This window comes from Curtobacterium sp. PhB115, from assembly GCF_003752025.1.
Taxonomy (GTDB): Bacteria; Actinomycetota; Actinomycetes; order Actinomycetales; family Microbacteriaceae; genus Curtobacterium.
The window spans coordinates 84,761-100,304 of the sequence record NZ_RJKR01000007.1; the positions used below are offsets into that span (position 1 = coordinate 84,761).

General features: G+C 70.4%; 10 protein-coding genes. 9 read left to right on the forward strand and 1 reads right to left on the reverse strand.

Going from position 1 to position 15,544, the window contains the following annotated elements:
- Window positions 1–85 precede the first annotated feature (85 nt).
- From coaE to EDF19_RS09930, 4 genes are read left to right on the forward strand one after another with little or no spacing between them, the layout of a single operon-like run.
- Window positions 86–688: a dephospho-CoA kinase gene (coaE, locus tag EDF19_RS09915; RefSeq protein WP_123680741.1), complete on the forward strand. Its 603-nt coding sequence runs from the start codon at window positions 86–88 to the stop codon at window positions 686–688.
- A complete protein-coding gene (locus EDF19_RS09920; RefSeq protein ID WP_123680742.1) occupies window positions 685–1,770 on the forward strand; it encodes a BPSS1187 family protein in 1,086 nt (361 codons plus the stop codon). The genes coaE and EDF19_RS09920 overlap by 4 nt, the downstream gene beginning before the upstream one ends.
- Window positions 1,771–1,792: 22 nt before the next feature.
- A complete protein-coding gene (locus EDF19_RS09925; protein ID WP_185022776.1) occupies window positions 1,793–3,283 on the forward strand; it encodes a class I adenylate-forming enzyme family protein in 1,491 nt (496 codons plus the stop codon).
- A complete protein-coding gene (locus EDF19_RS09930) occupies window positions 3,280–4,566 on the forward strand; it encodes an acyltransferase (protein ID WP_123680744.1) in 1,287 nt (428 codons plus the stop codon). Before EDF19_RS09925 ends, EDF19_RS09930 begins: the two co-directional genes overlap by 4 nt.
- A 302-nt stretch (window positions 4,567–4,868) precedes the next feature.
- On the opposite strand, the gene EDF19_RS09935 is transcribed toward EDF19_RS09930, so the two are convergent.
- Window positions 4,869–6,197, reverse strand: a complete 1,329-nt coding sequence (locus tag EDF19_RS09935; protein WP_123680745.1) for an MFS transporter — start codon at window positions 6,195–6,197, stop codon at window positions 4,869–4,871.
- Between the two features lie 170 nt (window positions 6,198–6,367).
- Between EDF19_RS09935 and uvrB the strand changes: the two genes are divergently transcribed.
- The 5 genes from uvrB to rapZ all read left to right on the forward strand — a co-directional run bounded on the left by uvrB (window position 6,368) and on the right by rapZ (window position 15,522).
- Window positions 6,368–8,440 (forward strand): excinuclease ABC subunit UvrB, encoded by a 2,073-nt coding sequence (gene uvrB / locus EDF19_RS09940; RefSeq protein WP_123680999.1) that lies wholly within the window; start codon window positions 6,368–6,370, stop codon window positions 8,438–8,440.
- On the forward strand, window positions 8,430–9,347 hold the full coding sequence (locus EDF19_RS09945) for an SDR family NAD(P)-dependent oxidoreductase (RefSeq protein WP_123680746.1): 918 nt from the start codon (window positions 8,430–8,432) through the stop codon (window positions 9,345–9,347). The genes uvrB and EDF19_RS09945 overlap by 11 nt, the downstream gene beginning before the upstream one ends.
- Window positions 9,348–9,395: 48 nt before the next feature.
- Complete coding sequence (gene uvrA, locus EDF19_RS09950) at window positions 9,396–12,440, forward strand: excinuclease ABC subunit UvrA (RefSeq protein WP_123680747.1); 3,045 nt, start codon at window positions 9,396–9,398, stop codon at window positions 12,438–12,440.
- Complete coding sequence (gene uvrC, locus EDF19_RS09955) at window positions 12,441–14,519, forward strand: excinuclease ABC subunit UvrC (protein ID WP_123680748.1); 2,079 nt, start codon at window positions 12,441–12,443, stop codon at window positions 14,517–14,519.
- 103 nt (window positions 14,520–14,622) lie between these two features.
- Window positions 14,623–15,522, forward strand: a complete 900-nt coding sequence (gene rapZ / locus EDF19_RS09960) for an RNase adapter RapZ (protein WP_123680749.1) — start codon at window positions 14,623–14,625, stop codon at window positions 15,520–15,522.
- Window positions 15,523–15,544: the final 22 nt, after the last annotated feature.

Below are 15,544 nucleotides of genomic sequence, written 5' to 3' on the forward strand. Positions count from 1 at the left end.
GTTCGTCCCGACCGGAAGCCCGGCACCCCTGACAGGGTGCCGGGCTTCCGGCGTTTCCGGACACAGCGGCCGTTACCCTGTTGCCGTGCACATCATCGGACTCACGGGCGGCATCGCCGCGGGCAAGTCGACGGTCTCCGCAAGGTGGGCCGAGCACGGTGCGGTCGTCGTCGATGCGGACCGGCTGGCCCGTGATGCGGTGGCGCCGGGCAGCCCCGGGCTCGCGCAGGTCGCCGAGCGGTTCGGGCCGTCCGTGATCGCCGCCGACGGGTCGCTCGACCGTCCCGCGCTCGGCGCGATCGTCTTCTCGGACCCCGCAGCGCGGAAGGACCTCGAGGCGATCACGCACCCCGAGGTCTGGCGTCTGGCACAGCTGGCCTTCGACGCCGCCGAGGCCGCCGACCCGGACGCCGTCGTGGTCTACGACGTGCCGCTCCTGGCCGAGGCCCGTGGGTCCCGCCCGCTGCACTTCGACGCGGTGGTCGTGGTCGACGCCCCGGCCGCCCAGCGGATCGAACGCCTCGTCGAGCACCGGGGGATGTCCCGCGACGAAGCCGAGCGCCGGGTCGCGTCCCAGGCGAGCGACGCCGACCGGCTCGCACTGGCCGACCACGTCGTCGATGCGACCGGCACGCTCGAGCAGACCGTCCGCTCCGCCGACGAGGTGTGGTCCCGGATCACCCGATGAAGCACCGCCTGCTGCTCATCGTCGCCGCGGTGGTGCTCGTCGCCATCGGCTGCGGTGCCCTCGTCGCCGCGAACGTGCTGGGTGCCGACCGTGTGGCGCAGCACGGCCGGGTGGCCGCCGCCGACCGGCCGCGGTCGAGCGGTCCGGCCGGTGTCGACGAACCCCCGTCCGGTGACGAGTTCGGCCCGGACGGTGAGTTCCACCGCTTCCGCCTCGGCACGATCAACGGCGAACGGCTCGCCCCGAACCGTGACGACTTCGCCGCGCGCACCTCGGCCGACGGCCCGCTGCTGCTCTTCCTGCCGGCGACCCGGTCGCGTCCCGCCGAGTACCAACGGTTCCTCGGGGCAGCCCTCGCCGACGGGTACCACGTGCTCGGCCTCGACTACTGGAACCTCGGACGGACGCTCTCCGGCACGTGCGAAGGGGATGCCCGCTGCTACGGCATGGTCCAGCGGAACCGGTTCGACGGCACGCGTCCCTCCGAGTTCAGCTCGGTGTCGCCCGCCGGTTCGATCGTCTCCCGGCTGCGCGACGCGATCGCGTACCTGCACGACCACGACCCCGAGGGCGGCTGGGGCCGGTTCATCGGGCACGACGACGACATCGCATGGCAGGACGTCGTCGTCGCCGGGCACTCGCAGGGCGGCGGGGAGGCGGCGTACATCGCGCACATCCGGTCGGTCCGCGGCGCGCTGATGTTCTCGTCGCCGGTGGAGTCCCGCGGCCCGGCGCACGCGGCGTGGATGGACAGGCCCGGCAAGACCCCGGTCGACCGGATGTACGCGATCGACGACGTCCGCGACGGCTTCGGGCCGCGGATCACCGGCTCGTGGGAGGTCCTCGGGCTCGACGGCGTCGACGGCCCGTTCCGCACGGACACCGAGCCGCCGCTCGGCGGGGCCGAACCGCACGCGATCCTCACCGACGTCCGGGGTCGAGGGAAGGCGCACTCGCTGATCATCAAGGACACGACCCCGCTCGGGCCGGACGGTGCGCCCCGGATGCAGGCGTTGTGGCAGTGGATGCTGCACCGGTTCCCCACCGAGGCAGCGGACACGCCTTCCTCCGACGGCTCATAGGAATCCGCAATACCCTGACCCGGTGCAGCCCGTTGAACCCGATCTGCGCTCAGTGATCCGCGCCCGTGCGGCCGGAGACGCGGAGCGCGCCTACCTCGAGGACGCCCGATCAGAGCGCGTCCTGACCTACCGAGCGCTCGACGACGCGGTGGCCGCCTGGTCCGCGACGTTCGACGCGATCGGTGTGGCCCCCTCCGGAGCGGTCCTCGTCGACATCGGCGACCCGCTCGCCTTCGCCGTCGTGCACCTCAGCGCCGTCGCGACCGGTCGGCGCGCGATCCCCGTCGACACCGGACAGCCGACCACCGAACCCGGGCGGCTCGCCGACCTGATCGGCGGGGCGTCCATCGTCGTGTCGGACCGTGACGTGGACTCGACCGTCCCCGGAGCGCCAGCCAGCGGGATCGACCCGGCCACGTTCCTCCCGGCCGGTGTCCGTGACGGCGACTTGCCCACCGAGCAGCCGCACGCGCCGGGGGAGGGCTCCGTCGTGCTCTTCACCTCCGGGTCGACCGGCACGCCGAAGGGCGTCGAGCTGCCCGAGTCGCAGCTGCTCTTCGTGGCGCGCGCCGTCGCCCGGCACAACCGCCTGACCGCGGAGGACCGCGGCTTCAACTCGCTGCCGCTCTTCCACGTGAACGCCGAGGTCGTCGGCCTCCTCGCCACGCTCGTCGCCGGTGCCACCCTCGTGCTCGACCGTCGGTTCCGGCGGACCGGGTTCTGGGAACTGCTCGCCGACCGACGGATCACCTGGCTGAACGCGGTGCCAGCCGTCCTCGCGGTCCTGGCGAAGACCGGTCCGCTCGACTTCCCGCCGACCCTGCGGTTCGTCCGGAGCGCCTCGGCGCCGCTGCCCGACCCGGTGCGTGCCGCGCTCGGCGACGTGCCGCTCGTCGTCAGCTGGGGGATGACCGAGGGGGCGTCGCAGATCACCGCGTCGCCACTCGACGCCCCGGCACGACCCGGGACCGTCGGCGTCCCCGTGGGGTCCGAGGTGCAGGTCCGTGGCGAGGACGGCAGCGTCCTCGGTCCCGACGAGATCGGTGCGCTCTGGGTCCGTGGCGAGGGCATCGTGCACGGCTACCTCGGCGGGCGGGCCGCCGAGCGGTTCGACGCCGACGGCTGGCTGAGCACCGGGGACCTCGGGTCCGTCGCCGCCGACGGCTGGGTCTCGCTGGCCGGCCGGTCCGACGACGTCATCAACCGCGGTGGCGAGAAGGTCTACCCGTCCGAGGTCGAGGACGTCCTGCTCGGGGACCCGCGGGTGCTCGAGGCGGTCGTCGTCGGCCGACCGCACGACGTGCTCGGTGCGGTCCCGATCGCCTACGTCATCCCACAGCCGGACGAACCGGTCGACCCGGACGCGCTCGTCGCCGACCTGGTCGCCCGGGCCGAAGAGCGCCTGACCCGGTTCCGCCGCCCGGTGGAGGTCATCGTCGTGCCCGACCTGCCCCGCGCCCCCACCGGCAAGGTGCAGCGCGCGAAGGTCCGGACGATGGCGCAGGCCTCGTGAGCGGAGCCGTGCAGGGGGAGCAGACCCCGACCCGGACCGCCCAGGGGAAGCCCCGGCACCTGTACGAGGTCGACGTCCTCCGCATCCTGACGTTCGCGTGCGTGATCGGGGTGCACACCACCAGCCACACCGTGGCCAGCGACGACGTCGGGCTCAACGCGCTGCTCGGGCTCCTGCACTTCACCCGGCTGGTCTTCTTCTCGCTGACCGCGTTCGTCCTGGTCTACAGCTACACGCTCCGTCCCCGGCCGATGGCGCAGTTCTGGCCGAAGCGCTTCCTGCTCGTCGGCGTGCCGTACCTGGCGTGGTCGTTCGTCTACGTGGGCTCGTCGTGGCTCCTCGACGCCACCCGTCGGGGCGACGTGCCCGACCTGGTCCGGACCTTCGCGGAGGGCGTCGTCACGGGCACCTCCTGGTACCACCTGTACTTCCTGCTCGTGACGATGCAGGTGTACCTGCTGCTGCCCGTGATCACGTGGCTCGTGCGCGCGACGCGGGGGCACCACGTCACCACCCTCGTCGTGTCCCTGGTGGTGCAGCTCGTGGTGTTCGCCGGGTACAAGTACTTCCCTGCGAGTGACGCGTGGCTGCACGGGTACCAGAAGCAGTTCTTCTTCTCGTACGTCTTCTTCATCGTCTCCGGGGCGATCGCCGCGGACCACGCCGACGCGTTCCTGCGCTTCATCCGGGTGCACCGTCGCGCCGTGCTGTGGGCGTTCGCCGGGGTCGGCGGGCTCACCCTCGGCGTCTGGGCGCTGCAGGTCGGTCTCGGGCAGTCGCTCTACGCCGCCGGGACCCCGCTGCAGCCGGTCCAGGCGGTCTGGAGCGCCGCCGTGTTCGTCGGCTTCCTGGCGATCGGCGCCTCGTGGGCCGACCGCCGGCGCCCCGGCAGCCCGCTCGCGAGGGTCATCGACTACGGCTCGGACCGCTCGTTCGGCATCTTCCTCAGCCACCCGTTCATGATCTGGATCCTGCTGTACGGCGACAGCTGGCTCGAGCAGGTCGTCCCGAAGCCGTGGCTCACGCTGGTGACCTACCTGCTCGTCGTGGTGCTGTCCGTCGCGGTGACGGAGCTGTTCCGCTGGACCCCGCTGAGCGTGCCGTTGACCGGGCGCCCGTCGCTGGCGTCCCGCGGGCAGCGCGAGGCGCGGGCACGGAAGCGCGCGTCGGTCGCTGGCGGGTCGCCCGCGCCGCAGGTCGCGCAGCGTTCGCCAGAACCGGTGGAGCCGGATGACGCGCTCGTCGGCGAGACCGACGACGTGGGGCGGCGCGCCGCGCGCTGATCAGCTCGGTCGTTCCCGGCGTCGCGACGGGTCCCTGCGGACGTCCGCGGGGACCTGTCGCGTTCGCGTTCGTCGGCCTGGAGGCGCGGGGCGGGCTGCACCCGTGCCTCCCGGCCGGTGGGTGGCGGGGTCCGACCACCGCCGGCCGCGCGTCCGGTGCCGGGACGACCGACGGCGTGCGTCCGGTGCCGGGACGACCGACGGGGCGCGTCCGGTGCCGCGGACGACCGTCGGCGCGCGTCCGGTGCCGGGACGACCGACGGCCCGTCCCCGGAGGGACGGGCCGTCGGCTGCGGTCGTGATCAGGCCGAGTGCTGCTCGGCCTTCGGGACGCCGACCTCGAGCACGCCGTCCGTCGAGGTCAGGCGCTGCGGCTTCATGAACCACGCGACGACCGCGGCGGCCGCGAGCAGCGCGCAGGACAGTGCGAACGGCAGCTGCCAGCCGGAGGCGTCGATGAGCAGGCCGAAGACGATCGGCGAGACGACGCCGGCGATGCCGAACCCGGTGTTCATGAACCCGGAGGCGGTGCCGGACCACTGTGGCGCGACGTCCATCGGGATCGCCCACAGGTTGGCGTTGCAGAGCTCGAGGAAGAAGAACGACAGCGCCAGCGAGATCGTCGCGACGAGCAGCCCCTGCCCGATGACGAGCGGGATCAGGCAGACGAGCGAGCCGCCCAGGCCGATCACCAGCACGGTGCGACGGGCGTTCCTGGTGTTGCCGCCACGGTGGATGATGCGGTCGCTGAGCATGCCGCCGACGGTGTCGCCGACGACGCCGGCGAGCAGGATCAGCGTGGTGAACAGGGCGAAGTCGCCGATCTCCAGGCCGTAGGTCGAGCTGAGGAACGTCGGCAGCCAGGTGAGGAACACCCAGAGCGTCCAGCCGTACCCGAAGTCGACGAAGGTCACCGGGAGGATCTGCTTCGCCATCTGACGCCACGGCACCGGGGGACGGGTCGCGCGGGTCTCGACGGGCGGGAGCTCGGACAGCTCCACCTGCTTGATGCCCTTCGTCGACTCGGGCTTGTCGCGGAACCAGAGGAACCAGATGATGCCCCACGCGAACGAGAGCACCGCGGTGGCGAAGAACGCCCAGCGCCAGCTGCCGGTCGCGCCGATCACCCAGGCGACGAGGAGTGGTGCCAGGGCGTTGCCGAGTCGGGCGGCCGAGTGCACGACGCCCTGGGCGAAGCCGTTGCGGTCGCGCGGGATCCAGCGGCTCATGGCCTGGGTCGCGGTGGGGAACGCAGCGGCCTCGCTGAGGCCGAGCAGCGCGCGGGCCGCGAAGAGGGTCCAGAAGCCGACCGCGAAGCCGGTCCACAGCGTCGCGACGCCCCAGACGACGGTGATCACGAAGAGCGCCTTGCGCGGGCCGAACTTCTCGCTGATCGTGCCGCCGAAGACCTGGAGCAGGGCGTACGGCAGGGAGAACGCGGACACGATGAGGCCCGCCGTGGCCTCGTTGAAGCCGAACTCCTCGGTGATGTGCGGGAGGGCGGTGGAGATGTTCGTGCGGTCGATGTACGAGATCGCGTACATGAAGCAGAGCAGGAGGAGCACTCGACCGCGGATGCGTCCGCGGATCGGGGTGCCCTTCGTCGGTGCGGCGGGGGTCGCCGTCGTCATGGGGCCTCTTCGGGGGAGTGAGAAGGTGTCGGGTTGCTGAACGGATCGGACGCTATGCCCGGTTGCTATCAGCGGACTTGGAGCCTGCTTGCCGCGGACGATACGCCGTGGGCGAGCACGAGCGTGCGGTGTCAGGGGTGCCGACTACCGTTGTCCCCATGGGTGTTGCGATCGAACCGACCCGCGCGGTACGTCCGTTCGAGGTCATCAGCGAGTACTCGCCGAGCGGCGACCAGCCGGCGGCGATCGCGGAGCTCGCCGGCCGCATCAACGCCGGTGAGACCGACGTGGTGCTGCTCGGGGCGACGGGTACCGGCAAGTCGGCGACGACCGCGTGGCTCATCGAGCAGGTGCAGCGGCCGACCCTGGTGCTCGCGCACAACAAGACCCTCGCAGCGCAGCTCGCGAACGAGTTCCGCAGTCTCATGCCGAACAACGCCGTCGAGTACTTCGTCTCGTACTACGACTACTACCAGCCCGAGGCGTACGTCCCGCAGACGGACACCTTCATCGAGAAGGACTCCTCGGTCAACGCCGAGGTCGAACGGCTCCGGCACTCGACGACCAACTCGCTGCTCAGCCGACGCGACACCGTGGTGGTCTCGACGGTCTCGTGCATCTACGGCCTCGGCACCCCCGAGCAGTACATGAACGCCTCGGTCGCGCTCCACGTCGGCCAGACGATCTCCCGCGACCAGCTCGTCCGCAAGTTCGTCGCGATGCAGTACCAGCGCAACGACGTCGACTTCGCGCGTGGCACGTTCCGGGTGCGCGGCGACACCATCGAGATCATCCCGATGTACGAAGAGCACGCGATCCGCATCGAGATGTTCGGGGACGAGGTCGAAGCGCTCTCCTCGCTGCACCCCCTCACCGGCAACGTCATCGACGACCTGCCGGCCGTCTCGATCTTCCCGGCGTCGCACTACGTCGCCGACACCGACGTGATGCACCGGGCGATCAGCTCCATCAAGGAAGAACTGGCGGAGCGGCTCGCCGAGCTCGAGGGCCAGGGCAAGCTGCTCGAGGCACAGCGGCTCCGGATGCGCACCACGTTCGACATCGAGATGATGGAGCAGATCGGCTTCTGCTCGGGCATCGAGAACTACTCGCGGCACATGGACGGCCGCGGGCCGGGTGAAGCGCCGCACTGCCTCATCGACTACTTCCCGGACGACTTCCTCATCGTCATCGACGAGTCGCACGTCACGGTCCCGCAGATCGGTGCGATGTACGAGGGCGACGCGTCCCGCAAGCGCACCCTGGTCGAGCACGGGTTCCGTCTTCCGAGCGCGATGGACAACCGCCCGCTGAAGTGGGAGGAGTTCCTCGAGCGCGTCGGCCAGAAGGTCTACCTGTCGGCCACCCCGGGCCGGTACGAGCTCGGCGTGACCGACAGCGTCGTCGAGCAGATCATCCGCCCGACTGGCCTGATCGACCCCGAGATCGTGGTGAAGCCGAGCGACGGCCAGATCGACGACCTGCTCGAAGAGATCACGCAGCGCGTCGACAAGGACGAACGCGTCCTCGTGACCACCCTCACCAAGCGCATGGCCGAGGAACTCACCGACTTCCTCGGCAACGCCGGCGTCCGGGTGCGGTACCTGCACTCCGACGTCGACACCCTGAAGCGCGTCGAGCTCCTGACCGAACTGCGGCAGGGCGTCTACGACGTCCTCGTCGGCATCAACCTGCTGCGAGAAGGGCTCGACCTGCCCGAGGTCTCGCTCGTGGCGATCCTCGACGCCGACAAGGAGGGCTTCCTCCGGTCCTCGACCTCACTCATCCAGACGATCGGTCGTGCCGCCCGCAACGTGTCGGGGCAGGTGCTCATGTACGCCGACAAGATGACGGACTCGATGAAGACCGCGATCGAGGAGACGGACCGCCGCCGCGAGAAGCAGGTCGCGTACAACCTGGAGCGCGGCATCGACCCGCAGCCGCTCCGCAAGAAGATCGCCGACATCACCGAGGTCCTGCAGCGCGAGAACGACGACACCAAGGCACTGCTGCAGGGTCGTCCCGGTGCTGACGGGCGTCGGTCGCCCACGCCGAACCTCAAGCGTGGTGGCATCGCCGGCGAGGGCGCGACCCAGCTCGAGGCCACGATCGGCGACCTCAACGACCAGATGCTGCAGGCTGCCGCCGAGCTGAAGTTCGAGCTCGCCGCACGCCTCCGCGACGAGGTCCAGGACCTCAAGAAGGCCCTGCGTCAGATGGAGTCGGCCGGGCATGTCAACTGAGCCCGTGCGCACCGTCGTCGTCACGGGAGCGAGCGCAGGGCTCGGGTACCACGCTGCCGAACAGCTCGCCGCCGCCGGACACCGGGTGGTGCTCGCGACCCGCGACCGTGATCGGGCCGCGGCGGCCGAACGCAGCATCCGGCGACACGTCGACAGCGCGTCGATCGGGCACGTCCACCTCGACCTCGCCGACCTCGACTCGGTGCACGCCGCGGCCGACGAACTCGCGGCGCTCGAACCGGACGGCGTCGACGCGATCCTGAACAACGCCGGTGTCGTCGGTTCGGCCACGATGAGCCGGACCGTGCAGGGCACCGAGCTGCAGATCGGCACGAACCACCTCGGGCACTTCGCCTGGACCGCTCGTACCCTGCCGCTGCTCGAGCGTCGTGCCGGCCGCGTCGTGCACCTCGGGTCGATCGCGCACCGCTGGGCCCGGTTGGACACCACCGACGCGTTCCGGGTCGGCCGGTACTCGAGCTACGGCCAGTACGCCCGCAGCAAGCTCGCCGTGATGCTCTTCGGCTTCGAGCTCGCCGAGCGCCTGGCCGACAGCGGGTCCTCCGTCACGAGTGTCGTCGCGCACCCCGGGCTGTCCCTCGACTCGCTGTCGCCGGCTCGTCCGGACGTCGCACCGAGTCGACCGGAAGCCGCGTGGACCCGGCCCGCACAGCGCCTGTACGCCCAGGGCAAGGACGCCGGCGCGCTGCCGCTCGTCCACGCCGCCGTCGGGGCCGACGTCCGGTCGGGGGAGTACTGGGGCCCGGACGGTTGGATGCAGCTCCGCGGGCCCGCCGCCGTCGTCCGCGCCGAGCCGCGGGCGCACGACCGCACCGCGGCAGCACGGCTCTGGGCCGCCAGTGAGGCCCGATCCGGCGTCGCGTTCGCTCTCGACGCACTCGTCTGAGCCCTCCGCGCGGGCGATTGTCGGACCCCTTTCGTAGAATCGACGGCGATGACAATCACCTCTGACCGCGGCAGCGCGACCTCCGGCAGGAACGCCTTCGGCGAACCGACCGACCTCCACCTCCCCGGTGGGACGGCACCCACTGACACCTCGACGCTCAGCGTCCGTGGTGCGCGCGTGCACAACCTCCGGAACGTCGACCTCGAGATCCCCCGAGACTCCCTCGTGGTGTTCACCGGCCTGTCCGGTTCGGGCAAGTCCTCCCTGGCGTTCGACACGATCTTCGCCGAGGGGCAACGGCGGTACGTGGAATCCCTCTCCGCGTACGCGCGGCAGTTCCTCGGGCAGGTCGACCGCCCCGACGTCGACTTCATCGAGGGGCTGTCCCCGGCGGTGTCGATCGACCAGAAGTCGACGAACCGCAACCCGCGGTCGACGGTGGGCACGATCACCGAGGTCTACGACTACATGCGTCTGCTCTGGGCGCGCATCGGTGTGCCGCACTGCCCGACCTGTGGCGAGGTGATCAGCAAGCAGACCGTGCAGCAGATCGCCGACCAGCTCATGGAGTTCGAGTCCGGCACGCGCTTCCAGGTGCTCGCGCCCGTCATCTCGAAGAAGAAGGGCGAGTTCGTCGACCTCTTCCAAGAGCTCGCGGCCTCCGGCTACGCCCGTGCGATCGTCGACGGTGAGCGCATCCAGCTGAGCGACCCGCCGAAGCTGAAGAAGCAGGTCAAGCACGACATCTCGGTGATCGTCGACCGCCTCGTGTCGAACGACGACATCCTCGGCCGGCTCACCGACTCGCTCGAGACGGCCCTGCGGCTGACCGGCGGCACGGTGGGGATCGACCTCGTCGACCACGAGGGCCCCGGAGCGGTCCGGACCTACTCCGAGAACCTGTCCTGCCCGAACAACCACCCGCTCGCGTTGACCGAGATCGAGCCCCGCACGTTCTCGTTCAACGCGCCGTTCGGTGCGTGCCCCGAGTGCTCCGGCCTCGGCACACGCATGTCCGTCGACCCGGACCTGGTGCTCGGCGACCCCGAGGCATCGCTCCGCGACGGCGTCCTGCTGCCGTGGACCGGCACCAGCGGGCTGTACTCCTACTTCGAGAAGCTCCTCGCCGGTCTCGGCAAGGAGCTCGGCTTCGGGCTCGACACCCCGTGGAGCCAGCTCGACCCCTCGGTGCAGGCGGCGATCCTCACCGGCAAGGACTTCCAGGTGTCGGTGTCCTGGCGCAACCGGTTCGGCCGCGAGATGCGGTACACCAGCGGGTTCGAGGGCGTCATGCCCTACATCGAGCGCAAGTTCGCCGAAGCCGAGTCGGACTCGCAGCGCCAGCGGTTCCAGGGCTACCTGCGTGAGGTCCCGTGCCCGGTGTGCGAAGGCACGCGCCTCAAGCCCGAGGTGCTCGCGGTGACGGTCGACGGCCGCAGCATCGCCGACGTCACCGACCTGTCGCTCGACAACGCCTACTCCTTCATGGAGAACCTCACGCTGACCGAGCGCGAGGCCCACATCGCGGCAGCGGTCCTGCGCGAGATCCGGGCGCGGCTCGAGTTCCTGCTCGAGGTCGGGCTCAACTACCTCACGCTCGCACGCGGTGCCGGCGGGCTCTCGGGTGGCGAGGCCCAGCGCATCCGCCTCGCGACGCAGATCGGCTCCGGTCTGACCGGCGTGCTCTACGTCCTCGACGAGCCGAGCATCGGCCTGCACCAGCGCGACAACCGTCGACTCATCGACACCCTCGTCAAGCTGAAGGACCTCGGCAACACGCTCATCGTCGTCGAGCACGACGAGGACACCATCCGCACCGCCGACTGGGTGGTCGACATCGGACCGGGCGCCGGCGTGAACGGCGGCAAGGTCGTGCACTCCGGTTCGTACGAGGGCATCATCGAGAACCGCGAGTCGATCACGGGGGACTACCTCGCCGGTCGTCGGGCGATCGAGGTCCCCGCCGAGCGCCGGAAGGTCAACCTGAAGCGCGTCATCAGCGTGCAGGGTGCGCGGGCGAACAACCTCAAGTCGATCGACGCGGACTTCCCGCTCGGCGTCTTCACCGCGGTCACCGGGGTGAGCGGTTCCGGCAAGTCGACGCTCGTCAACGACATCCTGTACAAGGTGCTGGCCAACCAGCTGAACGGTGCCCGGCACATCGCCGGCAAGCACACCCGCGTCAAGGGCCTCGACCAGCTCGACAAGGTCGTGCACGTCGACCAGGCGCCGATCGGCCGCACCCCGCGCTCGAACCCGGCGACCTACACCGGAGTGTTCGACCGGATCCGCCAGCTGTTCGCCGAGACGCCAGAGGCCAAGACCCGCGGCTACCAGCCCGGACGCTTCAGCTTCAACGTCAAGGGCGGTCGCTGCGAGAACTGCTCCGGCGACGGCACGATCAAGATCGAGATGAACTTCCTGCCCGACGTCTACGTCGCGTGCGAGGTCTGCGGGGGCGCCCGGTACAACCGCGAGACGCTGCAGGTCCACTACAAGGGCAAGAGCATCTCCGAGGTCCTGGACATGCCGATCAGCGAGGCGGCCGAGTTCTTCGAGCCGATCTCCGCGATCCACCGGTACATGGCGACCCTGGTCGACGTGGGCCTCGGGTACGTCCGTCTCGGACAGAGCGCGACGACGCTCTCCGGCGGCGAAGCCCAGCGTGTGAAGCTCGCGACCGAGCTGCAGCGCCGCTCGAACGGTCGAACCGTCTACGTGCTCGACGAGCCGACGACGGGTCTGCACTTCGAGGACGTCCGGAAGCTGCTGCTCGTGCTGCAGAGCCTGGTCGACAAGGGCAACACCGTCATCACGATCGAGCACAACCTCGACGTGATCAAGTCCGCCGACTGGGTCATCGACATGGGTCCGGAGGGCGGTGCCGGCGGCGGTACGGTGCTCGCGACCGGCACCCCGGAGCACGTCGCCGACGTCCCGGCGAGCCACACCGGCGTCTTCCTGCGCGAGATCTTCGACGCGCAGGACGCCCGGGTCGGCAAGCAGCAGGCAGTCGAGGCACGCCAGGCGAGCCAGAAGCCCCAGAAGGGGCAGAAGGCCCAGGCGAGCAAGCAGAAGGCGGGTGCGCGGTAGGTGGCGGACACCGTCCCGTGGCGTCCGAAGGCGGGGGAGATCCCGACCGACCCCGGCGTCTACCGATGGCGTGACGAGGCCGGTCGGGTGCTCTACGTCGGCAAGGCGAAGAACCTCCGCGCCCGGCTGAGCAACTACTTCGCGCCCCTGCCGACGCTGCACGAACGCACGCGGCGCATGGTCCTGACGGCCCGCAGCGTCGAGTGGACGACCGTCGGTTCCGAGATCGAGGCGCTCCAGCTGGAGTACACCTGGATCAAGGAGTTCGACCCGCCGTTCAACGTCAAGTTCCGCGACGACAAGTCCTACCCGTACATGGCGATCACCATGGGGGACGAAGCCCCGCGGGTGATGGTGACGAGGAACCGCAAGATCAAGGGCGCGAAGTACTTCGGGCCCTACCCGAAGATCTGGGCGGTGCACGACACCATCGACCTGATGATCAAGGTGTTCCCGATCCGCACCTGCTCGGACTCGTCCTACAAGCGCGCGATGCAGACCGGCAAGCCCTGTTTCCCCGGGCAGATCGGCAAGTGCGGCGGTCCCTGTTCGCAGAAGGTCACGATCGAGGAGCACCGGGCGCTCGTCGAGGAGTTCGTGCGCTTCATGAACAGCTACGACCGCCGGGTCGTCACCGAGCTGCGCCAGCGCATGGGTGCCTCGGCCGACGCCATGCAGTACGAGCAGGCAGCCAGGTACCGCGACCAGGTCGAGGCGCTCGAGGCCGTGCTCGAGAAGTCCGCCGTGGTGCTCCGCGACTCCGTCGACCTCGACCTGTTCGGCATCGCGGAGGACGAGCTGGCGGCCGCCGTGCAACTGTTCTCGGTCCGGGGTGGCCGCATCCGCGGTGTCCGCGGCTGGGTCGTCGACAAGGAACTCGACATCTCCACCGGCGACCTCGTCGAGCAGATCGTGCAGGGTGTCTACGCCGACAACGCACTGACGCCGTCGGCCGTCGCCGAGGAGCCCCCGCGCGAGGTCGTCGTGCCGAGCCTGCCGGAGGACGCCGAGGCGCTCCAGCAGTGGCTCAGCGAACGCCGGGGCGGGCGGGGCACGAAGCTCAGCACCGCCCAGCGCGGCGACCGCGCCGGCCTCGCCCGGACCGCGGCGCAGAACGCGGCGCAGGCGCTGATGCTCTACAAGACCAAGCGGTCCGCCGACTACACGACCCGCTCGGCGGCCCTCGCGGACATCCAGGACGCCCTCGGCATGACCGAGGCACCGCTCCGGATGGAGTGCTACGACATCTCGCACCTGCAGGGCACGAACGTCGTGGCGTCGATGGTGGTGTTCGAGGACGGGCTGCCCCGCAAGGACCAGTACCGCCGCTACACGATCGCCGAGACCACCGACGACACCGACAGCATGTACCAGGTGCTGTCCCGGCGGCTCGCGCGTCTCGACGAGGACGCCGAGCTCCCGGACGTGCCCGACGTCACGAGCGACGAGGTCGTCGAGGGCTCGAAGCCGTCGAAGCGGTTCGCGTACCGTCCGCAACTGCTCATCGTCGACGGCGGCCAGCCCCAGGTGCAGGCAGCGAAGCGCGCGATGGACGAGGCGGGCGTGCACGACATCGCGCTGGTCGGCATCGCGAAGCGGCTCGAGGAACTCTGGCTGCCGGACGACGACTTCCCGGTGATCCTGCCCCGCAACTCCGAGGCGCTCTTCCTCATCCAGCGCATCCGCGACGAGGCCCACCGGTTCGCCATCACGCACCAGCGCACCCGACGGAAGCGCGACGTCCGGTCCCGGCTGTCCGAGATCCCCGGGCTCGGCCCGACCCGGGTGAACGCGCTGCTGAAGCACTTCGGCTCGGTCGCGCGGTTGCGGGAGGCCACGGCGGAGGAGATCGGCGAGGTGAACGGCGTCGGCCCCGCCACGGCGGCCGCGGTCGTCACGAAGCTGCAGCAGACGCCGACGAGCGCCCCTGCGACGAGCGCGGATTCGCCCACCAGCGCGCCGGAACCGAGCGGTCCGGATGCCGACGGCGTCCCGGCTCCGTCGGGTGGCGTGACACCGCCAGGAGGCCCGGTGCGGGTCCCAGAGGTGACCCACGACGGTCCGCAGCGACCGTCGTGACGCAACCCGTGCCTCCCGGCCCGTCACGGGCGATAGCCTGGTCCAGCAGCCGAGACCTCCCCGGGCGACGCGCCCGGGCCGCCACGACGGAGCCCACTCCCAGATGACCGACAGCGCCACCGCGGCGAACCACGCGCCGCAGCACGACATCCTCATCGTCACCGGCATGTCCGGGGCCGGGCGTTCGACGGTCGGCAAGGCCCTCGAGGACCTCGGCTGGTACGTGGTCGACAACCTGCCGACCCAGATGCTCGCGCCGCTCACCGAGCTGGCCGACCGCGCCGGCGAGAAGATCCCGAAGATCGCCACGGTCGTCGACGTCCGCGGCGGACGGTTCTTCACCGACCCGGAGCACGCGGTCGAGCAGGTGCGCTCGAGCACGTCCGCGCGCGTCCGGGTGCTCTTCCTCGAGGCCACCGACGCCGTCCTGGTGCGCCGCTTCGAGCAGGTCCGTCGTCCGCACCCGCTCCAGGGCGAGGACACCCTGCTCGACGGCATCGCCCGCGAGCGCGCGCGGCTGGCCGGTCTCCGCGAAGCGTCCGACATGGTCATCGACACGTCGGACCTCAACATCCACCAGCTCGCGAACACCGTCACCGAGCAGTTCGCCGACGATCACTTCGTGGGTGTTCAGGTGACGCTCATGAGCTTCGGGTTCAAGTACGGACTGCCTGCCGACGCCGACATGGTCGCCGACGTCCGGTTCCTCCCGAACCCCTACTGGGTCCCGGAACTCCGGGCCCACACGGGCCTCGACCAGCCCGTCTCGGACTACGTGCTCGCCCAGCCGGGAGCCCGTCCGTTCGTCGACCGGTACGTCTCCGTGCTCGAGCCGGTGCTCGAGGGGTACCAGCGCGAGAACAAAAGACACGCTACGATCGCCATCGGCTGTACCGGCGGGAAGCACCGCTCGGTCGCCATCGTCGCCGAGTTGGCGAACCTCCTCCGCGGGATGCCGGGCGTCGCCGTGCGTGTGAAGAACCGAGATCTCGGCCGGGAGTGACCGTCCCTCCGGCTGCTCACCA